The organism is Chitinivibrionales bacterium (genome assembly GCA_014728215.1).
In the GTDB taxonomy this organism is placed as follows: domain Bacteria; phylum Fibrobacterota; class Chitinivibrionia; order Chitinivibrionales; family WJKA01; genus WJKA01.
Genome location: WJLZ01000089.1, coordinates 1 through 22,830 on the forward strand (window position 1 = coordinate 1; position 22,830 = coordinate 22,830).

20 protein-coding genes are annotated in these 22,830 nt (G+C 48.9%); 11 read left to right on the forward strand and 9 right to left on the reverse strand.

What is annotated here, in order from left to right:
* Positions 1-317: 317 nt before the first annotated feature.
* The 7 genes from GF401_06970 to rsgA form a co-directional block, all read right to left on the reverse strand.
* Positions 318-1,502: an IS91 family transposase gene (locus GF401_06970; GenBank protein MBD3344788.1), complete on the reverse strand. Its 1,185-nt coding sequence runs from the start codon at positions 1,500-1,502 to the stop codon at positions 318-320.
* 153 nt (positions 1,503-1,655) lie between these two features.
* A complete protein-coding gene (locus GF401_06975; protein ID MBD3344789.1) occupies positions 1,656-1,898 on the reverse strand; it encodes a hypothetical protein in 243 nt (80 codons plus the stop codon).
* A gap of 188 nt (positions 1,899-2,086) precedes the next feature.
* Positions 2,087-3,583, reverse strand: coding sequence for a hypothetical protein (locus GF401_06980; protein MBD3344790.1), 1,497 nt, complete (start codon positions 3,581-3,583; stop codon positions 2,087-2,089).
* Positions 3,584-3,676: 93 nt separating this feature from the next.
* The gene (locus tag GF401_06985) at positions 3,677-3,808 is read right to left on the reverse strand and encodes a hypothetical protein (protein MBD3344791.1); all 132 of its coding nucleotides are present in this window, start codon (positions 3,806-3,808) and stop codon (positions 3,677-3,679) included.
* A gap of 45 nt (positions 3,809-3,853) precedes the next feature.
* Positions 3,854-4,498: a GNAT family N-acetyltransferase gene (locus tag GF401_06990; protein MBD3344792.1), complete on the reverse strand. Its 645-nt coding sequence runs from the start codon at positions 4,496-4,498 to the stop codon at positions 3,854-3,856.
* 112 nt (positions 4,499-4,610) lie between these two features.
* Complete coding sequence (locus GF401_06995) at positions 4,611-5,633, reverse strand: hypothetical protein (GenBank protein ID MBD3344793.1); 1,023 nt, start codon at positions 5,631-5,633, stop codon at positions 4,611-4,613.
* Between the two features lie 73 nt (positions 5,634-5,706).
* Complete coding sequence (gene rsgA / locus GF401_07000; protein ID MBD3344794.1) at positions 5,707-6,780, reverse strand: ribosome small subunit-dependent GTPase A; 1,074 nt, start codon at positions 6,778-6,780, stop codon at positions 5,707-5,709.
* 216 nt (positions 6,781-6,996) lie between these two features.
* Here rsgA and GF401_07005 point away from each other — a divergent pair, with 216 nt between their 5' ends.
* The gene (locus tag GF401_07005; GenBank protein MBD3344795.1) at positions 6,997-7,983 is read left to right on the forward strand and encodes a DUF814 domain-containing protein; all 987 of its coding nucleotides are present in this window, start codon (positions 6,997-6,999) and stop codon (positions 7,981-7,983) included.
* Between the two features lie 314 nt (positions 7,984-8,297).
* Here the strand turns inward: GF401_07005 and GF401_07010 are convergent, their stop codons facing one another.
* Positions 8,298-10,928 (reverse strand): hypothetical protein, encoded by a 2,631-nt coding sequence (locus tag GF401_07010; GenBank protein ID MBD3344796.1) that lies wholly within the window; start codon positions 10,926-10,928, stop codon positions 8,298-8,300.
* Between the two features lie 355 nt (positions 10,929-11,283).
* On the opposite strand from GF401_07010, the gene GF401_07015 reads away from it, so the two are divergent.
* From GF401_07015 to bamD, 9 genes are all read left to right on the forward strand, one after another.
* Entirely contained in the window at positions 11,284-11,883 is a 600-nt protein-coding gene (locus tag GF401_07015; GenBank protein MBD3344797.1) for a hypothetical protein, read from the forward strand.
* 149 nt (positions 11,884-12,032) lie between these two features.
* On the forward strand, positions 12,033-14,282 hold the full coding sequence (gene topA, locus GF401_07020) for a type I DNA topoisomerase (protein MBD3344798.1): 2,250 nt from the start codon (positions 12,033-12,035) through the stop codon (positions 14,280-14,282).
* Between the two features lie 54 nt (positions 14,283-14,336).
* Complete coding sequence (locus tag GF401_07025) at positions 14,337-15,659, forward strand: methylenetetrahydrofolate--tRNA-(uracil(54)-C(5))-methyltransferase (FADH(2)-oxidizing) TrmFO (GenBank protein MBD3344799.1); 1,323 nt, start codon at positions 14,337-14,339, stop codon at positions 15,657-15,659.
* 294 nt (positions 15,660-15,953) lie between these two features.
* Entirely contained in the window at positions 15,954-16,700 is a 747-nt protein-coding gene (locus GF401_07030; protein MBD3344800.1) for a hypothetical protein, read from the forward strand.
* Complete coding sequence (locus tag GF401_07035; protein ID MBD3344801.1) at positions 16,697-17,113, forward strand: protein TolR; 417 nt, start codon at positions 16,697-16,699, stop codon at positions 17,111-17,113. The genes GF401_07030 and GF401_07035 overlap by 4 nt, the downstream gene beginning before the upstream one ends.
* Before the next feature lie 3 nt (positions 17,114-17,116).
* Entirely contained in the window at positions 17,117-17,809 is a 693-nt protein-coding gene (locus GF401_07040) for a TonB family protein (protein MBD3344802.1), read from the forward strand.
* Between the two features lie 8 nt (positions 17,810-17,817).
* A complete protein-coding gene (locus GF401_07045; protein MBD3344803.1) occupies positions 17,818-19,059 on the forward strand; it encodes a Tol-Pal system beta propeller repeat protein TolB in 1,242 nt (413 codons plus the stop codon).
* A gap of 15 nt (positions 19,060-19,074) precedes the next feature.
* Entirely contained in the window at positions 19,075-19,632 is a 558-nt protein-coding gene (locus GF401_07050) for an OmpA family protein (GenBank protein ID MBD3344804.1), read from the forward strand.
* A 273-nt stretch (positions 19,633-19,905) separates the two neighbouring features.
* Positions 19,906-20,649 carry an outer membrane protein assembly factor BamD gene (gene bamD / locus GF401_07055; GenBank protein MBD3344805.1) on the forward strand — a complete coding sequence of 248 codons (744 nt, stop codon included), beginning with the start codon at positions 19,906-19,908 and terminating at the stop codon, positions 20,647-20,649.
* Positions 20,650-20,722: 73 nt separating this feature from the next.
* Here the strand turns inward: bamD and GF401_07060 are convergent, their stop codons facing one another.
* Positions 20,723-21,799, reverse strand: coding sequence for a helix-turn-helix domain-containing protein (locus tag GF401_07060; protein MBD3344806.1), 1,077 nt, complete (start codon positions 21,797-21,799; stop codon positions 20,723-20,725).
* Between the two features lie 171 nt (positions 21,800-21,970).
* Here GF401_07060 and GF401_07065 point away from each other — a divergent pair.
* Positions 21,971-22,830, forward strand: an 860-nt coding sequence (locus GF401_07065) for a hypothetical protein (protein MBD3344807.1), incomplete at its 3' end; no start/stop codon positions are given.

The window sequence follows — 22,830 nt, forward strand, 5'->3', positions numbered from 1 at the left end:
ACAACGTATAGGATTTTATCAGAAATAAACATCCTATCCATCAAGTCATTACCGCCCGATCATTTTTGATAAAATCAAGTTGAACGAAGCCGTGTTGGCTGCAATACCGCTACATTATTATATGGGTATTGAAAAGTCCGGCAACGTTTACGATTGGATATAAAGCAATATACTTTAGCGCCATAGCGGCAAAAAAGGAAAAAATATCATTTCACGGCAGATAATTCGGTTGATTTTTTTTCGTTTTTGGGCATAGCATCCCCGGGCGCTCCAGGCAATCAGCCCGCAGGCCTTGTTGTTAGCGTATGGAAGATCTTTCAGAGGCTGACCACCTTTGCTGAGTAAACAAATTCGGGGTCGAGCTTTGCTATGCACTGTAAGATGGTGCTGCCGCATTGTGGACATTTTTTAACATGCTTCTCAGCTACAAAATCAAAATCCAGTGCTTGCATAAATCCCGATTTCTGCGTATCAGGAGATATCAATTTCCGGATTATCGGCAACTTTTTATTTTTCGTGCTGTTGCCCAGAAAACCGTAATGCCGGATACGCATAAAGCCTTCAGGGAGAATATGCAACATAAAGCGGCGGATAAACTCAACGTGAGATAACTCCATGATTTTCATACGGTTGTTATCGGCGTAATCCTTGTAGGAAAAACTGACACTGTTTTGGGAAATATCTTTGATCCTGTGATTACTTATTGCAACACGGTGGGTGTACCTGCCGAGATATTTAATGACCTCGATTGGGCTTGCAAACGGCTTTTTAACATACACGACCCAATCCTGCTTATACAACTGCTTTATCATCACCTCCACCGGCGGCATACCTTCGGATACCGTGCGCAGGCACGAAAGCTTGCCTTGTTTGATCGCCTCTTTGAAAAATGCAAGCATTTTGCCGCGGTAAAGCTTACGCATGACCGCAACAGGAAATAAAAAGTCTTTACTGCATGACTGCCATCTGGTATCGCCGTCGCACAATGCGCCTGCGGGTACAATACAATGAATATGAGGATGATCCATGAGATTCCGGCCCCACGTATGTAATACGCAAATAAAACCGATCTGTCCTCCAAGCCGCCGGGGATCATGTGCAAGCTCACTCAGTGTCTGCGAAACGGATTTGAACATAATATCATAGAATAATCGCTTATTACGCAGGGCATAATAATTAAGCTGCTGTGGAACGGTAAAAACAACATGAAAGTACGGTACCGGCAGCAGTTCATCAATACGCTGCTGGACCCATGCGGCACGGGCCATGGCCTGGCATTTCGGGCAATGTCGATTGCGACATGAGTTATATAGCGTTAACTCATGCCTGCAATCGTCGCACCGGTAAATATGCCCGCCCAGTTCTTCCGTGCGACAGCGCACGATTGCGTTGGCGACGTCATAATGGTGTTTGGGTTGGGTCCCGAAACGTGCAAGGTACGCACCAAAACTGCTTCTAAAGATACCAGCTACTTCAAATTCCTGTGATAAGGTGGTGTTCATATTTGCCCACCTTACACCACCTTCGAGACCACCGAACCCACCGGTGCATAATTGATACCAAACTGCAATTTCGGGGCATGCCCGCCCAATTCTCGATGCTTATGGGCCCCGAATTCATCCCTTCATATGATTAAGTCATTGAATTCAGGTAGGTTACACCACTCTTTCAACATTTCGCATCACCACTTCGCCCTTGTCGGAGAGCATTGCCAAGGTGTGCATGAGTGCCTCGCCTTTGTCGGGGAATATTGTCGAGGTTGTGCACGATTGCCTCGTCTTTGTCGGGGAATATTGTCGAGGTTGTGCACGATTGCCTCGCCCTTGTCGGGGAGCATTGTCGAGGTTTGCATGAGTGCTTCGTCTTTGTCGTGGAGCAGTGTCGAGATTGTGCATCATTGCTTCGATTCAGGTTCCTTGAGCTTTCTTTGTAAGTATCGCAAGGGCAATTGCCGGAAAGCAATTGAATCGCACCGGATATATCGCCGTCCGGGGCTTTGGGAGATGAAAACCAGGGGGTACGGTTGTGGACTTTTTCAGACCCGACAAATAATCTGTGTTCGTTACCGGTAGGGGAAGAAGGCCTGTCAGGGGGAGATTGATCCGGCCTTCACGGGCTTTACCCGCGCTTTAACCCGTACAGTGGAATGGGTAGAGTCTTTGAGCGATACTCCCTTTGGCGGGGCGAGTTGAAGTCGCCATACGGTGCTGTTTCTCAGAGTGTCCAGTGTTACGGGCTCGGTAGGAATCGAGCCGATCTTTCTCCAGGCCGATCCGTCAAGCAACACCGTCACCGAATCCGGAACTGCCGTCATTCCGGCCATTTTGTATCCCGCGGGCATCGCTCCCCGGGTTACTACTCTCACCGGAAGCTTTGCTTCGGCCACCTTCGATGCTTTTAACTGAAGCATCCCCGGTTCCATCTGGATCAATTCCAGGCCCGAGGGGATTGTCACATGCCTTGATGTTAAGGGTATCTGATTGTCACCCTCTTTGATATGGGACATGTCGATCGATACCGGTCCTATTGTTGTATTGAGCGTGAAAACCCGTTCCGGTCCCGACATGGTAAGCACCGCGTGGGTAGGCAGCCCATCGGCAATAATCAGGTTCGAGGGCATATTGCGGTATTCTATGGGAACTTCGAAAGTGCGGTAGAGGGTCTCGACCCGGTAGGCGAGCATGAACCACAGGAGACAGGCCAGGACAAGGGAGAGAAGTTTGAAACCGATATTCTCACGAATCAACCGGCTGCTGATACGGGGCTTGGGAAGGACCGGCGATGTCTGAGAGAAATTTTCAATATCCTTCTTGAGCAGGGCGAGTGAATCTACCCGACGGAGTTTTCCCTGATGGGCGATACTGATCGTACCCTGTTCTTCCGACACGACAATCGCCATGGCGTCGCAATGCTCCGAAAGTCCCAGTGCGGCGGTATGACGGGTCCCGTGCTTGCCCACTTCTTTCAGGTTGTCCGACAGGGGAAGCAGGACGCCAAGCCGGTCGATCCTTCCCTGATCGATTATCACCGCTCCGTCATGGCCCGGTGAATGATGGTCGAAAATGCTGTAGAGAATGGGGTTGCTGATTTCACCGTCAACCGGCGTCCCCCCGCGGACATGACGGCCTACGGCTTCTTTACCCTGGAGAACAATCAGCGCTCCTACATTCTTTTGCGCAAATTCGGATACCGTGTTCACCAGAATATCCGCAATGGTAGGATCTCCAAGAGAGCTTTTGCCGGCCTTACCCCAGAAACGCCATCCGTTAAAAGACTCGAATGCCCGCCTGATATCCGACTGGAAAATAATGACCAGCACCATGAGCATGGCCGCAAGTCCGGCATGGAACAGCAACGATGTTATATACATGTTGAGCAAACGGGCGAGAGCGTAGAGCGATGCGATTATACCGAGCCGGATAAAAAGTGAAGGGGAGGCCCGCCGCCGAAACCAGCTCAGAACATAATAAATAACCAGACCCACAACCAGAATGTCGAAAAAATCACCAATATGCGTATTGGCCCGAAATTGATGGAGCTGGGAGATGATTATTTGATAGAGATTATTATCAAGTCCAGGCATCGGGATATAATTTCATATATTGGAAAATGGTGGATATGGCTTTATCATAATATTACCGCCTGATTATGAAATCGGGGCTTTAGCTAAAATGTATTATTGGAGGCTGCTCAGGCCAGATGAAGCCAGCCTCAACACCTCGATAAAAACCGGATAGCTTCCTGCACAACACGCCGCGCTCGCTGCCAGGCCAAATCTGAGAAAGGTCCGCCGGTTCATTGGTGACATATGAGTTGCGCCAACAAGTTTTTCATTGCATTATATTCAGCAAAATCAGATGAGATACGCTCTGACCGCAATTGAGAATTCTTCCTGTGTGTATCGAAACTCTTTCTTTCTGGGTGGGAATTTCTTATCGAATTCCTCTGCTGCATCATTGTCAACATCATAGACATCACTGGCATAATACTTCCAGGTGCGTCCTTGAAATGCACCCTGCTCCAGCTCCAATGCCAGCATGCCGTAGGGATATTTCCCTTCGGAATCGCTGGCGTCAAAATCCTTCGAGCTTTTAAACCCGTGTTTGCAGTAGTTGTGTGGATGTCCCAGAATTATAACCGCTTTGTAATTACTTTTCTGAGCAACCGTCAGTGAATGTCTGATTAATGATGAGCCCACTCCCCGTTTCTGGAATTCGGGTAACACACTTACCGGCCCAAAAGAAATTGTTTCCATCCTGTGAGAATCGTCCTGGGTGTCAATAACATATGATTTTGTATACATGATGTTCCCGACAATTCTGTTGTCATAGACCGTAACAAAATCCAGTTCTGCAAGAAAGTCCGGATGATTCCGCATACTATGGGCCAGATAATGCTCACTGCAGCCGGGAACATACAAATTCCAGAATGCATCACGAGTCAATTCCTCAACCTCCCGGTAGTCGCCGGGCATTTCATTTCTGATTGTACTATTCATGTTTGAGATCAATTTGGTTTACAGGGAAAAAAATAATGTTACTGATAAAAATAGTTTCTCTATCTTCTTGCTTCAAAAACATTCAGATCCGCGTGAGTCCGTCGCATCCGTGTTACACTCTTCGATTCGACTGCGAAGCAACTTTTTTGATAAAGGTATCTTTGCCCATGGTATAGCGATTTCTGTCATCCCTGTATTTCGATGCCAACTCTTTTTTAAGTCGCGCATACTCAAAAGATAATTCGGGGTTCGCTCGAAGGGAATCTCTGAATGCAAGGCCCTCCCATACCTGATTATCCCTCGGAGCCATGTGTATATGGGCAATTCTTTCTCCGCCATAGGATGATCTTTTTATAAACAGAGCATTGTTCATGAAACAGGAATAGGAGCAATCCTCGGAACACAAGCGGGGAACAATCTCACTGCGAAGCTGTTCAAAAGACGGCACCTCGACCAGAATGTCGATAATCGGTTTGGATGGAATCCCCGGTATTGCCGTACTTCCGAAATGCTCGACTCTGAGCACGAGATCCCGGGGAAGCACCGCAAGAATCCAGCGTTTCAACTCATCGAATAGAGACGACCAACAAGGATCAGGGGCAACCAGGACGATTGCATCTTCTTTATAGTTTGCGCTGCCGTAGTTGTCATATGTGTTCTCAGAGAAGCAGAACAGACAGGGGCTATCGGTAACATTTTCCATGCTTTCGCTCGCTCCCAGGTTCGCTGCCGTAAAATCTCCGGCAATGAATAGCTGCTCGAAGGCGGAGAACGGATGTTTCCATTGCCAGCTTATTTCTGTATCGATATATGCATCCCAAACAACCGGCCCCTTGTATACTCGCATTCTGTTAGCGGTGACTTCAAAGCCGCACATGCCCTCTGGAAGAGCCGCAATCCGGTTGACTTCACATCCGGTGAAAACAACCTTGTATCCGTTATTCATATAGCATTCATAAGTCAAATGGCGGGTCGGGTTCGGCATATCCGCTATTTCGATCTCCCGTCCGTAAACACCAGAGTAGAACGCGAGGAGGTTGTCGTTGTAGGGATGATCAGTTTTCAATGTCCCGAAAATACCAACCGCCAGGATGCTGTTGTCGGTTCTGACCGGGATAGATTGCCTGTTCCTCATAAGTTAATATCCGGGCAAATCAAACGACCTGTATTCGCAAAAGCAGGACATTGCGCAACACGCCTGTCCTTTATTAAATCTTTCTCTTTAACTTCTTGAAATTCTTGACCATTCTACCGAATGATTTCTCCTTTTTACGCTTTTCCCGATATGACATCTCATAGAATACCGATTCTTTTTTCAGCTTCAGGTAATTCCTGTATCTGCTTTCTTCGATTGTCCCACTCTTGACAGCTTCAATTACAGCACATCCTTGTTCGTGCGTATGTGTACAATCGCTGAAACGACATTTTGCAGCATACAAAGCGAATTCATCAAATGTCTGATCGATTCCGTCGGCAATTTCGAAATTACCAAGCTCCCTCATTCCTGGCGTATCAATGAAAATGCTGCCGGAATCAATGCGGATAAGCTGACGTCTGACTGTGGTATGCCTGCCCTTGCCGTCCTTTTCCCGCACTTCACTGACTCTGAGCATTTCGGTGCCAAGCAATCTGTTAAGCAGCGAGGTTTTTCCGACTCCCGATTGACCCAGGAGGCAATATGTTTTGCCCGGAATGAGGCTGTTCGACAGCTCTGCTATGCCGTTTTCAGTAATAGTGCTGATAAGTACATACTCACTTTTCAGCTTCGATAGAGGTCCGTTCATTGCTTCCAATTCTTCAGGAGAGAGGAGGTCGATTTTGCTGAAAACGACGACAGGACGAATGCCGCTTTCGTTCAGCATAACGAAATACCTGTCAAGCAAGTTGAAATTGATATGCTTTGCAGATTGCACAACCAGACCGAAATCAATATTGGAAGCAATAAGCTGGAAACCGATTCGTTTACCGGGCTCTTTACGTTTTAGAAGCGTTTTGCGCGGCAAGACAGAATGGATAATGGCGAGTGTGTCATTGTCCAGCGCCTGGATTGCCACCCAGTCACCAACAGTAGGATAGTCGGCAGTATCCGCTGCATCGAACATGAATTTACCCGAGAGTTCCGCCGTCATCTCATGTACGCCGTCGGACACTCGATAGTTACTTTTATTGACTTCAGTGACTCGCGCCGGAATAAAGTCGTCGTGCATATACTCTGCACCAGCATTCTGCATCCATTCATCATAGCCGAGTTGTTCACAGGTGATCGTCTTCATATTCTGCATTTTCCCGTCGAAAGCCTGAGGTATTGATTAATTATGGAGAGCTTGCTTTCAAAATACTTTGCGAGTGCCTGGTTTTCTACTTCAGAGGGAAATAGAATTCTCTTTCATCACCCCGGCATCCTAACCCCGACCCATTACCCAATAATATATTAATGTAATAATCGAATACTTATAAATTTGTATGCTCGCGCGCTCATTAAAAAAGGCTACTCAACTATGACTAAATGTCTTGTAATGTTCTCCGGTGGTCTCGACAGTGTGATTGCCGCCCATCTTCTGAAAGAGCAGGGGTGTGATGTTGCTGCTTTGCATTTTGTGCTTCCCTTCGAATCGGGGGTTGGCAAAGAGCATGCGACGATCCGTTCGCTTGCCGATTCCATTGCGATACCTCTTATTCTTGTTGAGGAAGCCGAGGAGTTTCTTCCCATGATAAAGAATCCCCGGTTCGGCTACGGCAAGCATGCGAATCCCTGTCTGGATTGCCGGATACACCGGATCCGGAAAGCGAAGGAGATAATGGACCGTGAAGGTTCCCGGTTTATTGCCACTGGCGAGGTGGTGGGGCAGCGTCCTATGTCGCAGCGCATGGAGTGTCTCAATGCGATAGCCAAACGCTCGGGTCTTGAAGGTCTTTTGTTGCGGCCTCTGAGCGCGAAGCTGCTCGCGGCCACAATCCCCGAACAAAAGGGGTGGGTCGACCGGGAAAAACTGCTGGGTATTCACGGAAGAGGCCGCAAAGAGCAGCTCGCGTATGCAAAGAAGCATGGTCTTGCTCATCTCCCGCCCGCCGGGGGATGCATGCTCACCCAGGCCGCCACCGCGCGACGGTTCACCGACCTCCGGGACGCCACCCCTCATTTCTCCCTCGCCGATTTCAAGCTCCTTGCATACGGACGCCATTTCCGCATGTCGCCCCAGGTCAAGCTTGTTGTCGGAAGAAACGAGAAGGAAAATGAAATACTGACAATGCTCGCGCAGAAAGAGGATTGTTTCATCACACCCGATAATATCCCCGGAGCATCGGCACTCCTCAAAGGCCCCTTATCAAGCGATCAGATACAGACCGCCGCTGCAATCACCGCCCGCTTCTCAAAAGCCAAAGACAAAAAAACCGCCCATCTGATAATCACCCAAAACGGCGCCACCCGCACCATCGAAGTCACCCCCGCCAACGAGGAATTGTACGACAAGATGAGAATATAAGGAGAAAAAAAGACCGAATCCCGTGGGTCGACCTTTCCCGAATGTTCAGTTAATCCCCAACCCCCCAAGTATGGCGTCGAGCTTTACCAAAAGGTCATTTCCTTCCCAGCCCCCAAGTGTAGGGGGGCGTTGCTCATTCCCAAAAGGCCATTTCATTCTCAGCCCCCCAAGTATGGGGGGCGGGCGGAGCCCGGGGGGTTGGGCTTTCAAGAAAAGCATTTTCCTAGCTGGGTTTAAGGGGCGCCTAGCCCCTTCCTAAATCATAGCTTCCCCCTACTCAGCGCGCCTAGCCCCTTCCAGAACTAAAACTTCTATTAATCCCTCTTTTCCCACTTAATCTCCGGCACTTTCTTGATCTGCACCACAAAGTAGAATCCGGAATCGATACTTCCGGGTGGGCCCCAGCGGAATTTCATGAACCAGCATTCGAGGTCGCAGTTGAAATTGAGGTAGCCTGAGGTCATGCGGTTGCGTTTGAAATCGTAGCCGCCGTTCCAGGAGACCGACCAGATACGGCTGAAACTCGTGCGCGCGTTGACATTGAGCTGGTAGACCTTGGAGGTCGTAAAGGGTTTGGTGGGACCGGACCGGGATTTACTATAGGTATAATTGGGCCCGATACCGATACTCCATTTCTGCTGTCCCGCATTGCGATATTTCACCGGATCATCGGGCGCGACGCCTTCGAACACCAGCTTGTCGCCGCCCCAGAATGTCCCCGATGCGGTCAGGTTGAGACGGGGGCTCAGACGGACCTGATAGGACCGGAGCAGGGGATAGGTCAAGGCATCCTTTTCATCGTAGAGCCAGAAAGATGAACTGAAATTGACATTGACAAGCTTGTTGGATGTACTTGCCGAAAGGGAAAGGTCGCTCCATTTCCGTTTCTCGGCTTCGAAATTATAGCCCGATGACAGGTTGACATTGAACATATGGAACTTGTTTTCCACCGGCTCGCCGCCTTCGGTTTCGGGTTTGGAAAGCGTTTTACCGTGGAAATCGTTGCCGATGCTGAAATTCATGGTCTGGCTTTTTTTCTGCGAACCGGGGGTCGAAATACCGATAGGGTAATAGGTGCGGTCAAGCTCATGTCCCTCGGGCCGGTAGCTGTAGGATATCGATGGACTCATGGTGTGACGGATTCCGGCGAAATTGAATATCCTGAGTGGAAAGTGACCATAGAGCCTGGTGCTGAGCGAGACCCCGGCGTTCCATGAATAATCCCCGCTCCACTCTTCGGTGGGGGCAAAATAGATTGTCGAATCGGTCCTGATCGACCGCACGACCCGGTAGGTCGTATCGGACACACCGGTAACATCCTCCCGCACAAGGGTGTCGATATAGTCGAGCGCTGATGCCGTGTCGGGAAGGACCTCCAGGATATCGAATGTCGTATCGGGCGAATAGATCGTGTCGTCGGGAAGCGTATCTTTATAGGCATCGAGCGCATACATCCTGGCGGAAACATTCGGACGGACATTGAACCATTTCAAAATTTTGTGGTTATAAGAAAGACTCACCGCTTGTTCCGCGCCGCTCCGGGTGTATTCCTTTTCAATCAAGGCGTTGGGGTTGGAGATATGTTTCCGGATCCCCCGGGCATTATAACCGTAGTAGATTTTATTGTACCATTTCGGTTCATAGTCATCATCGATATCTCCCGGTGAAGTCTCTCTGTTCTCCGGGATAAGGGGCCGTTCGCTGAGAGAGAAACTGACCGAGGGAATGTCTTCGGTAATCGCATCACTCACCAGATTGTGGTTCCGGTTCCAGGTTGCCGTAGCACTGGCATTCAGCCTTTTGAACCGTTTGGAGAGCGACAGGTTTGCGTTGAGATTTTTTTCCAGGATCTCCCGTTCTTCTTCGGAAAAATCCTCATAGAAATTACTGCTGCTGACCATTCGCCCCCCGCCCGAGAGAATAAATGTTCCATCGGGGATGAGTATTTGACGGTGATTGTAATCGAGCGACCACTGGCTGTCCCGGCGTTCGAAATTATCGCTGAACGTATACCGCCCATTGACACTTCCACTCAGCCAGTATTTGAGCGCATACCGTGAACGGGCGCGGACAACAAAGTCTTCGAACTCCCGGATCTTTCCGGAAATTAAAAAATCGGCAAAATTATTGGGGGCCCAATAGTATCCTACATTGTCGAGATATCCGCCACTCCCCGGATTACCGCCGAAAGCCGGGGTCAGCATACCCGAGGTACGGCTCTGATTGATAGGAAAGAGAAAATAGGGGAGCGCGGCAACAGGAACATCGGCGATATTGAATATGGCCGGACGGGCGACAGTTTTATCATTGGGTATGACTTTGATATCCCTTGCATAAAAGCAATAGTGCGGTGAATCCACATAGGCACAGGTGGTATAATCGCCGTTTTCGGCATAAAAGACATTATCATCGGTTTTGACTATCTGTTGCCCGTTAAAATAGGCTTCATCCATGTGCGTACTCGCATACCGCACACTTCCACGCCTGGTTTTGATATTATAGACCATATATTCACCCACTGTCGTGTCCCGTCCTTCGATAAGCTGCGGCGCGCCCCGGGCCTGGAAAAGGTTCTTGTCGATAAAGTAGGTGATCGAATCCGCGTGAAGAGTCATGTCCTGATAACTGATAACCGCATCGTTGTTGAGATGAAGCACCCTGTTTTCGATATCGTAATTGATCATTTCGGCGTTATAGGTAATCGTATCCGAGACACCGCTTTTTTTGCGTGATTTCTTTGCGGCTTGTGTATCGGCAGTATCCGAAACCGTGGTGTCATTGCGGACTGTATCGGCAGATGATATATCGACGGAGGAGAGAGCCGTGGAATCAACCCTCGTCGCAGAATCGGGGGGTGTCGTGCCCGCCGGGCCGGCATTCTGAGAGAATGCCTGTGCTGCGAACAGGATCGGAATAAGAAAAATCGGAGGAATGCGATTAAGCATAGATGCTTTAAAATACTTTCAGTAACACAACATTGGAATTAATCGAATTTAAAATAGCACACGGCGAACAGGGAATCCTCAAAAAGGGTATATTATAATGTATTAATAATAATTTTTTCAGATTATTTTGCATTGCCTGCTGCAATCAATCATTTTCTTAAATCTTTTTTTGAACAATCCGAAATACCGCACATTAATAAACCGGCGGTAGCCGGGCGGCATGATCCTCAGGGTCATGTTTTCAAGTTCGCGTTGAAATTATCATCATTCAGGCTCATATCCTATGGATGTCCCGGCTCCGGGGAGGTGACGTTCATGAATAATGAGTACGATTAAACCAATAGAAAGTAGTACCATGGATATAGTTCAGATTAAAAGGGCACTGGTCAGTGTATCGGATAAGACGGGTATTGTGGAATTCGCACGAAAACTGGGTCAAAGGAATATCGAAATCCTTTCAACCGGTGGAACCGCGCGGAGTTTGAAAGAAAAGGGCGTTGACGTCACGTCGGTCGATTCCTATACCGGGTTCCCCGAGATCATGGATGGCCGGGTGAAAACGCTGCATCCCAAAATCCACGGCGGTCTTCTGGCCATGCGGGACAACAACAATCATGTGGATCAGATGAAAGAAAACGGTATCGAGCCTATCGATATGGTGGTGGTGAATCTCTATCCTTTCAAGCAGACGGTGGCGAAACCGGATGTCACGATCGAGGATGCCATTGAAAATATCGATATCGGCGGTCCCACCATGATTCGAAGCGCTGCCAAAAATAATGCATGGGTGACCGTCGTAGTTGATCCAGCGGACTATGATCAAATAGTTAACGAGCTTGATGAAAATAATGGTGTTTCGATGAAAACCCGGCGAAGAATGGCGCTTAAGGCATTTCAGCATACCGCAGATTACGATACAGCGATAAGCGCCTATTTATCGAAAGTTTTTACATGAACCTGTGCAGTTGATGTATACTTTTAAATTATGCAAAAAGTTGAAGCAGCAGAGTAAATACAGAGCGGAATAATGGAGACGCCAATGCTCCATTACTTCGATGCTCCACCTCAAAAAGCAATCATGAAATTGGAGGAATAGGAAAAATCATGGCAAAAAACCTTGTAGTTGTTGAGTCACCGGCAAAATGCAGAACGATTTCAAAATATTTAGGATCGGAGTATGCCGTACGAGCTACGATGGGCCATATAATTGATTTGCCGGAAAAAGAACTCGGTGTTGATATCAATAATAATTTCAAGCCCAAATATACGACATCGCGGGGGAAACGGCGGATCCTTCGTCTGCTCCGGGATGATGCCGCCAAATGCGAAACCATCTATCTGGCGCCCGACCCCGACCGTGAAGGTGAGGCGATCGCCTGGCATGTCGCTCAGTCTATTGCCAAGGTGAATAAAAATGTCAAACGGGTCCAGTTCAACGAAATAACCAAGCGCGCGGTTACCGCCGCGTTCGAGAATCCCGATGAACTTGATATGAATAAGGTCAACGCGCAGCAGGCACGGCGGATTCTCGACAGAATCGTGGGATACCAGATCTCACCCTTTCTCTGGCGGACGGTGTTCCGGGGTTTGAGTGCCGGACGGGTCCAGTCGGTGGCCTTGCGGTTGATCTGCGAGCGTGAAGATGAGATCAAGGCTTTTAAGCAGGAAGAATACTGGTCGATCCAGGCCCTGCTCAACTATGCCGATTTCAAATTTTCGGCAAAGCTTCAATCGATTGACGGCGGCAAAGTGGTGCTTCCCGATGAAGCCGCGGCAAAGGCGATTATCGAGCGGGTAAAGGACAAGACCTTTGTTGTCAAAAATGTTCACCGGACCAAAAAGGAACGAAAGCCCTATCCGCCCTTTATCACCAGCACCTTGCAGCAGGAAGCTGCGCGGAAACTGGGATTTTCCGCTGCCAAAACCATGATGATGGCGCAGCAGCTCTATGAAGGTCTTGAGCTGGGAGAACTGGGAACAACCGGTCTGATTACCTATATGCGTACCGATTCGACTCGTATTGCCGATGAGGCGCTGGCCGATGCCAAAAATGTTATCACTACCCTTTTTGACGAAAACCATCTGCCTTCCTCACCGCGGGTGTACGGGAAAAGCAAGAATGCGCAGGATGCCCATGAGGCCATTCGCCCGGCGCAGATTAATCCCGATTTCGCTCCTTCGCAACTGAAAAAGTATCTGAGCAAAGACCAGTATCGTCTCTATGAACTCATCTGGAAACGGTTTTTAGCATCCCAGATGGCAAATGCGGTCTTTGACATGACCCGGGTTGATATCGATGCCGATAATTGTATCTTCCGGGCCAGGGGATCGATCATGAAATTCGCCGGTTTCCTTGCGCTCTATGATGAGACCGTTGAAGATAAGAGTGATAGTAATGAAGGCCAGAATGTTACACTCCCTGAGATTGCCGAAGAAGCCAGACCGTCGCTGGAAAAACTTGAAGACAAACAGCATTTTACCCAGCCGCCGGCCCGGTATTCGGAAGCATCCCTGGTGCGGGAACTCGAAGACAAGGGAATCGGGCGACCGAGTACCTATGCCCAGATTATCGATACCCTCAAAACGCGGCGGTATGTCAATGTAGAAAACAAGCGGTTTATTCCCACCGAGGTCGGGTTTATGGTCAAAAAAATTCTGGTTAAGGAATTTCCGGACATTTTCGAAGTCGGCTTTACGGCGAATATGGAAAATTCTCTGGATAAAATCGAGCTTGGCGAAGCCAATTGGGTCGAAACACTCAAAAATTTCTATGGTCCTTTCCAGGACGAACTTGAAAGTGCGAAAACGGATATCCAGCGGCTCAAGGAAGAGACTCAGGAAGTCACCGAGCGCACCTGCCCCAAATGTGAGAAATTTCAACTGGTCGTGAAATGGAGTAAAAACGGCAAGTTCCTCGCGTGTCAAGGTTTCCCCGCATGCCGGTATACCGAGCCGATCGAAAAGATCGCAACCGAGCAGACGACACAACTGTGTGATAAATGCGGCGCGCCCATGGTTATCCTCGAAATCCGCAACAACCGGTTTTTAGGATGTTCCCGATATCCCGAGTGCAAAAACACCATGTCGCTCACGACCGGGGTAGAATGTCCGATGCCTGAGTGTGATGGAACCCTGATCGAGCGCCGTACCAAGCGGGGCAAAACGTTTTTCGGATGCAGCAGCTATCCAAAGTGCACCTTTGCAACCTGGGACCGTCCAATTAATAAGGAATGCGAAAGCTGCGGGTATCCTATCCTCGTGCTCAGAGAGACGAAACGGAAGGGAACGTATCATCGCTGCCCCAAGTGTAAAGCTGAGTATCAGCTCGAACCGCAGCAGGCTGAGGCGGAATAAGAATCAAAGCCGGTATCCTTTTCTGTTCCATTCCGGATAACTGGTGTGAAATCAGTGGATAATTTACTTTCAACTCCTGTCGCGGTTATCGGAGCCGGTCTTGCCGGTTCCGAAGCTGCTTTGGTGCTGGCCTCCCGGGGTGTTCCGGTGACGCTCTATGAGATGCGTCCCCACACCACCACGCCGGCCCATCGGACAGACCTGCCGGCCGAATTGATCTGTTCCAATTCGCTTAAAGCAAAGAACCTTCCCGTAGCTCATGCGCTTCTGAAAGAAGAACTCCGGTTGCTCGGGAGTCCGCTTCTTGACGCTGCCGAACAGACCGCGGTGCCGGCCGGCGGCGCTCTGGCGGTGGACCGGGAGCGATTCGCCCACGCTGTGCTGCAAAAACTGGAGCAGCACTCCGTGACCATTGTTCGACAAGAAATCGAAGCACCCTCACCGGGCACTCCAACGATCATTGCCGCGGGTCCCCTGGTATCCGAATCTCTGACCGGCTGGCTTCGTGAAAGGTTCTCTGCAGCAATGCTTAGTTTCTACGATGCAATCGCGCCGGTGGTTGCCGCGGATTCCATCGATATGACCAAAGCCTTCCTTGCCGCCCGGCGGGAACCGGATTCCAGCGATTACTGCAATTGTCCCTTTACCCAAGAAGAATACGGGCGGTTTTACAGCGCGCTTATCGAAGCCGACACGGCCCGAAAGCGGGAGTTTGAAGAGCAGCGGTTTTTCGAAGCCTGCCTTCCCGTGGAAGTCATCGCTTCACGAGGAGAAAAATCCCTGGCCTTCGGCCCCCTGCGGCCTGTGGGGCTGATCGATCCCCGAACCGGAAAACGGCCCTGGGCGGTCTGCCAGCTCAGGAAAGAAAACAGCGAGGGCACCAGTTTCGGCCTGGTCGGCTTCCAGACCCGGCTGACTATCCCCGAACAGAAACGAGTGTTCAGGATGATCCCCGGGCTCGAGAATGCGGAATTCCTCCGTTTCGGCTCCATTCACCGCAATACCTATATCAATGCACCGACACTGCTCAATCCCACACTCGATTTTAAAGACGATCCCATGCTTTTCTGCGCAGGACAACTCTGCGGCAATGAAGGCTATACCGAAAGCATCACGACCGGTCATCTGGCCGCGCTGTTCATGATAGCAAAACTCACAAACAGGGAGTTACCACCGCCGCCTCGAACAACCGCGTGCGGTTCATTGCTTTACCATATCACCCATTGCGACAAGAAAGATTTTACCCCCGTGAATGTCAATTACGGTATCCTTCCCGACCTGCCCCGGGAAGGGAAAAAGAAAATTCCTAAAAAAGAAAAACGGATGACAATCTGCAAACGGGCATTGGAAGATTTGAAAGAATGGATTGTTTCGTAGAGAATACATGCAAATGCATTTGCAACACAAAAATTCATACAATAATAAATTCGTGCAGAGGGTAATATACATAAATATGAAACAATGTAATTTATATCAAATTATAGAACGCCGATGACGCCAATTTGGCTGATTATCGCTGATTTTTTGATATTTATGATCGGCGAATATCAGCTTGATCAGCGTAATTAGCGTTCTATTTTGGATAAGACTGTTAAATATATTGTAATTAATATCTATAACGTTGTAATTTTAGTTATAGCAGACTCCGAGACGAAAAAGGAAGGATAAGAAATGGACATCCCTGTTCTCAATATGATTGTGAGGGCCGGCTGGATAGTGAAGATCATTCTGTTTGTGCTGGCCGGGCTTTCAATTTTTACCTGGGCGATTATTTTCAACCGGCTTTTGTATTTGAGATCGGTAGCAAAAACGAACCGGCGGCTTCTGGAATTATTTGCCCGCAGCAAATCGATACGGGACCTGGAGAAGCTCGATTCCAAGCTGGAAAAATCGCCGCTGGCGATTATGGGAATGTCTGCAGCGGAAGAATTCAAGAGGATACTCGATGATGCTCATTCGCACGGCAATGTGAAAGACTGGTCGTTTTTTCTTCAGAATCAGTTTGCCATGGCTTCCGAGTCGCTGGAGACCCTGGTGTCATCACTGGCCTCAAAGCTCGATCACGGCCTGATCCTTCTGGCCATCACCAGTAGTGTCGCGCCCTTTCTCGGACTGCTGGGGACAGTGTGGGGAATCATGAATTCATTTTACGAAATCGGTAACCAGGGTTCGGCGAGCCTTCCGGTGGTGGCGCCCGGTATTGCCGAGGCCCTGATTACGACTATTATCGGTTTGGCGGTGGCTATTCCCGCGGTGTTCTTTTTCAATTATCTCACCCACCGCGCAGGGCGGCTCGAAGATGAACTCGATGAGTTCAAAGAACTGGCCATGTCGAAAGTAAAAAGAGAGGTTCTGGGTATGCTCTACGGACATCGCCCGAAACCCGAAACCGCAGCACCGGGACGTCCTGCACGATGAGACGAAGAAAACTGAGACGAAAGAAAATTGTCAGCGAACTGAATATCACCAATCTGGTTGATGTTACCTTTGCGGTGCTGATTATTTTTATGATCACCGCGCCCATGATGACCCAGGGGGTGCAGGTCGATCTCCCCGAAACCGAATCGGAAAACGTTGAAGTCAATGAATATATTCAGGTCTCGATTAATTCCCGCAATGAAATATTTATCGACCAGGAACGTACTAATTTACTTGATTTCCGCAAACGGTTTCGACGGGCATTTGCCGGAAGAACAAAAGTCCCGGTCTTTCTCAACGCAGACCGGAAGGTCCCCTACGGCATTGTTGTGCGGGTCATATCCGAAATCCAGAACGCAGGTGTGGTCAAACTCGGGTTCCTGACCGTTCCTTTAGAGCAAACAGGCGGCTGATCGATGACTATGAATGCTTCGTACGGAGCCAAACGGAATGCGAACGATTCTTTTGTTCCGGTAATTATCTTTTCTCTCTCATTCCACCTTGTTGTCTTTCTTATTGTGCCCCTTTTAACCAAACTTTTCAGGCGGCCCCCAACATTCGAACGTCCGCAGACCTTTCAGCTGGTGCGGCCAAATATTCCGCAACCGCCCGCTCCAACACCTCCAAAACCGGTCGAAAAGCCCAAACCCAAACCTCAGCCCAAACCGCAACAGGTAGCCAAACCCACACCAAAACCAAAACCGGTGCACAAGCCCAAACAACCCGCACCGGCAAAGGAAAAAAAACCCGAACCGGAGAACACCGATGAACTCGCTGAGCTTCTACAGGAGGTTCCTGTCCCGGCTCAATTGTCGTCGGTGAGTCAAAGCTTCAAATATCACTGGTATCTCAACAGCGTTCAACAGCAGATAGAACGGCAATGGAAACCGCCGTCCGAAAAGGATAACGCCTCGGTCACCGTGACATTTACCATTTTTAGTAACGGAACCATATCAAATGCTAAAGTCGCCGATCCCTCAGGCAGCTCGGTACTCGATAACCTGGCGATCCGGGCTGTCAGCCTGGCCGCACCCTTCGGCAAACTGCCCCCGGGATTTTCCGGAGACAAACTCAATCTGAATTGCACCCTTCGACCGGTAAGGAGATAACCGCGCTCATGAAAAAAGTAATCACCACAGTAATCCTGATAGTCGGCGGTATTTCGCTCTGTTATGGAGAAATGTTCAACCTCGAAGTCTATGCGAGCAAGTTTGACAGCATCCCCATTGCGGTTACTAAATTTTCTCCCAAGTCCGGTGGAACAATCAATAAAAACCAGCCGTGGAAAGTCATTGCCGACGACCTTGCGTTTACCGGAAAATTCGAAGTGCTCAAGATAAACGAATTCGACAGCGCACGGATTGCCGAAAAAAGCATCGGGGTGTATATCGATGGTGAATATATGGTTGATGGAAACAATGTCACGCTCGATTGCCATCTCAGAGATGTTACCACCCGGGAGCTTATTTTCGGAAGAAAATATCAGGGAGAGAAAAAATTCCTCCGTTCCATGGCCCACCGGTATGCAAATGAACTTGTCGATATGCTCATGGGTGAAAGAGGAATGTTCGAAACAAAAGTCGTGTTTGTCCGCGATAACGGCAGTAAGAAAAATCTGTTTGTCATGGACTACGACGGCCACGGGGTGCGTCGGATAACCAATCTCAATACAGTAAATATTTTTCCCTGCTTTCTGGATTCATCAACGGTACTGTGGATCTCCTTTCTGCGGGGGAAACCCGATATCTATAAAGGCTCGATCAGTTCGGGTAATTCCGATATTTTCATGTACAGCCGCTTTGTGGAAACATCACCTGCGGTTTCGCTTATTGAGGGCAACGTTGCCTATGCATCATCGAAAAAAGGAAATCTCGATATTTATGTCTGTAATACCGATAAAACCAATGTCCGTCAACTCACCTTTCATCGTGCAATCGATACATCACCCACCTGGTCTCCCAATGGCTATCATATCGCCTTTACCTCCGACCGTTCGGGAAGTCCTCAGATTTATGTGATGGACAGGGACGGCGCCAATGCCCGGCGGCTTACCTTTGAAGGCCGCTATCAGGATTCGCCGGCATGGTCGCCCAAGGGAGATAAAATCGCCTATGCATCACTGCAAAAAGGGAAATTCGATATCTGGACTATCGAGGCAAACGGTTCGAATGCCGTCAAGGTTAGCTCAAACGCCGGAAATAATGAGTACCCCTGCTGGGCACCCGATGGCTCCCATATCGCTTTTGTCTGCACCAGAGGCGGTAAAAGCGATATCCACGTGGTGCGGCCCGATGGCTCTGATGTGAAAAAAATTACCAATACCGGCGATGCGAAAATGCCGGACTGGCTTCAGTTTTAGAAAGGGTTTTTCTGTATGAAACGTTCTGTTATTTTTTCCTGGATACTCCTGATGATCGTGTCGTTGCTTGTAGGATCGTGTAAACCTAAAAAAACATCCACCCTCCCCGAAACCAAGCCGGAACCGAAACCCGACACCAGCTTTATTGAAACCAAACCGGTGGAGATCGATACTTCCGATGATGCTGTTTTTAGTGAAGCCGATTTGAGCGCCGAGCTCGAACGTGAAGTACAGGAAAAGCTTAAACCGGTCTATTTTGAATTCAACAGCTTTACGCTCACTCCCGAGGCAATCGACCGTCTGGGCATTGTGGCAAGCTTTTTGTCGGAGCACCCGAATTTACGGGTGCTTATTGAAGGCCACTGTGATGAGCGGGGTTCATCGGAGTATAACATGGGTCTGGGAGAAAGCCGTGCACGGGTGGTTAAAAAATATCTCCTCAATTACGGCATGCCCAGTCTGCAGGTGGAGATAACCTCCTGGGGAAAGGAACAGCCGATCATGCATAACTGTGTTGATGAAGGTTGTCATTCGCAAAACCGGCGGGCCGAATTCAAAGTACTTGCAAAATAGGAGTTGAACGCCAATGGCGCCGATTATGCCGATATGCGCAGATCTGAGAAGCATAATGTTTCAAACGCTCAACATCCGGCGGTAAAAAAATATGCGGCATGACCTACAACGGTAACAAATATGTGGGATGGCCTTCCTGGCCATGACCTGCAGCGGAAAAAAATATGTGGCATGGCCTTCCAGGCCATGACCTACCACATTGGAATTTGATAGTTATAACTGTGTAGCCTGAACTTCAGTTCAGGAGGGGATAAGAGAACGAAAGGAAAAACCATGAAACGATGGAAACTGCTTGCAATAATCGGGGCAGTCATGATGATGGGGCTCTCTACCGGGTGTAGCCATATCACCATGCTTCGTACCGAAGAACTCCGGGGGGTACAGGCTCATGTGGATACGCTCAAGATTGAAATGGTCGAGTTGCAGGGGAACCTCCTGGAGCAGCAGAAAGCCAATCATGAGCTGCTTCGTCTGATACGGGCAGATCAGCAGGTACGGTTCGGGGAACTCAACAAAAAGATCGGTGCACTCGAAAACGGTATATCCGAAAGTCAGCAGCGGCTGTCGAAAATCGATGAAAAAACCCAGGTGCTGAAACAGGGGTGGGAAGAAAAAGCCAGAGTCGATTCCCTTGCCGAAAGCATGAAACGAGCCGAAATCGAAAAGCTGTTTCAGCTTGCCTATGATGATTTCATGGCCAGGCGGTACGACCTTGCGATTAGCGGGTTCAAGGATCTGAAAGATCAGTATCCCCAATCCCCTCAGGCCGAAGAAGCCACTTACTGGATCGCTGAGTGCGCCTATGCGCAGGAGAAATACGATGAAGCTGCCGAGGGGTACAAAAATTATGTAAAAGAGTATCCTGAAGGAAAGAAAATCTGCGTGACCTTCTACAAAATGGGTATGGTTTTTGAGAAAAAGAACAAGAAGAAGTCACGGGATATGGTATGGCAAAGACTTATCGAGCAGTGTCCTGAAACCGAGGAAGCGCTGGCGGTGAAACAGCGGATGAAGTAATCGGTTTTTGCGAAACCGGTTCCGGAGATATTCAGGGCTGTGCAGCGGAACACCGCGGCACAGCCTTTTTCCTTTAGAGCGGTTTTACCGGTACACAGATATCCAGAACAGCAATCTTCTCCGGATGGTCGGTGCAGTTATTATGGTAGAGTTCAAAACAGGGCCGGTCATCGGGCTGATAGCCGCTGTCGGGAAGCCATTCGCCATAGACTTGTCTCCAGGCTTCTCCGTACTCGTCGGGCTTCAATTCAAAACGGGCCAGTGCATATTTCCCAGCGGCCAGGGTCATTTTCCCGATATCACCGTCAATCTCGGTATCCGACGGCGCGGTGATACAGACGCTGGTCCTGAGTTTGTTTTCATCGGTAATTTCAGGGTTGTCGTGATACACGCAGATCGCTTTTGTCCGGGGGAAATTCAGCAGTCCCCGGGGACCGGCCCAAGAAAACAATTTGGTGTAGAGCCGTTCAAAAAGCGTCGCATCCCCCTGATAGGGACCGATATGGCGGACATATACGACAGTCTGTTCCGGCAATGTCTCAACGCTAACCCGTAGTTGCTTCTTTAAACTCATCGCATTTCTCCTTCTGTGAGTGGGTGATTGAAGACCGACGGCGCCGTCAAAATTAGTACCACTATCAAAATACGAGGGAGAAATATCAAAATCTTTTCTATTCTTGCTGATCGTTTGTTCATTGTTGCGATCGACTTTGCAATTCTTGCTTTTTTCCCCGATATCCTCGCAGAAGGCCTTGAATGCACCCGTTCGCCACGCTCCGGCGCTGATTCCGTATGCCTGCTTGAACGCCCGGGCAAAGGTGGCCGAACCGGTGAACCCGCAATCAAACGCCACCTCGGTAATCGATTTCTTCGGATTGAAAACCAGCATCGTGGCCGCCTTTTCAATCCGGACCCGCTTGATAAATTGATGAAGCGTCTCACCAATCAGGGCGGCGAAAATACGATGGAAATGAAAGCGGGAAAAACAGGCCACATCGGCAAGCTCCGCCGGAGTCAGTTGAGAACCAATGTTCGCTTCTATATAATCGATCACCCGGTTGATCCGGGCAACGTACTCTTCGTGGCGGTACCTTTTCGGATCGATATGGCGCCGCTCCGACGACATTTCAGAATATGAGTAATTTTCCATGGGGATGAAAATACATTTTTCATTATTCGAGTGAAGCCTGATCTGGTGGAATACAGAGAAAATATCAATGATAAAACAACATCATGGTAAACGGTTTTCCTGCTGTCTCATTGACTTGAGCTATTAAATTACATATATTGAACCATTACACTTTTCAGGAAATATTATCAAATGAAGGCCCATAAATACCTGTTTCCTTTCCTTCTTTTTATTGCAACCTTTGTCTCGGCCGATACTACAATTACCTATTCCGATTATGATTCACTGTTTTATGACGACCGGAGCATATCAAAATCATCAGCCGATTGTTGTCCCTTTTGTAAGATTACCTTAACAGACGGCCAATCGCTGATCGGCACTATTATTGAGGAGAACGACAGCATTGTCGGTTTAAGGTTGTTGTCCGGAAATTCTGTAAAATTGCCTTCAAATACAATCGAAAAAATTCAAAAATTTAAAGGTGCGCAAAAATCCTATTCCGGAAAACTATGGCTTCCCGACCCCGGGAGGACCGGGTATTTTGCTTCCCCCTCTGCATTCATGCTGGAGAAAGGAGAATTCTCCCTGTCGCAAAAAGAGCTGGTGGCTACCGTTGTAAATTATGGGATAACCGACTGGCTTTCAATCGATGCCGGGACCTTTTTCCCCTTCCTATTCGCCGGAGGAGGATTTTATTATTTTGCCGGATTCAAAGTGGGAACCGGCTTTCATGAGTATATAAATCTGGCGTCCGGAATGCAGGTGTTCGGGTTTGCCGATCCCTATCACACTTTTTACACGCTGATACCCCACCTGACGGCAACGTTCGGAAGAGCCGACAACCATTTGAGTTTGAGTATTACCAATGTATTCGGCGCTACCGATGAAGGGTTCAGTTCCGCTGAAATGCGGATATTCACAATCAGTGGTCAGGTGCGGATATCGAAACGTATCGCCCTTATTACCGATAATGGTGTAGTCGGGGTTTTTTCTCATTATTGGGAGCCGGTATGGAGCCTGGGAGTAAAATTCATGGGGGAGCATATCAGTGT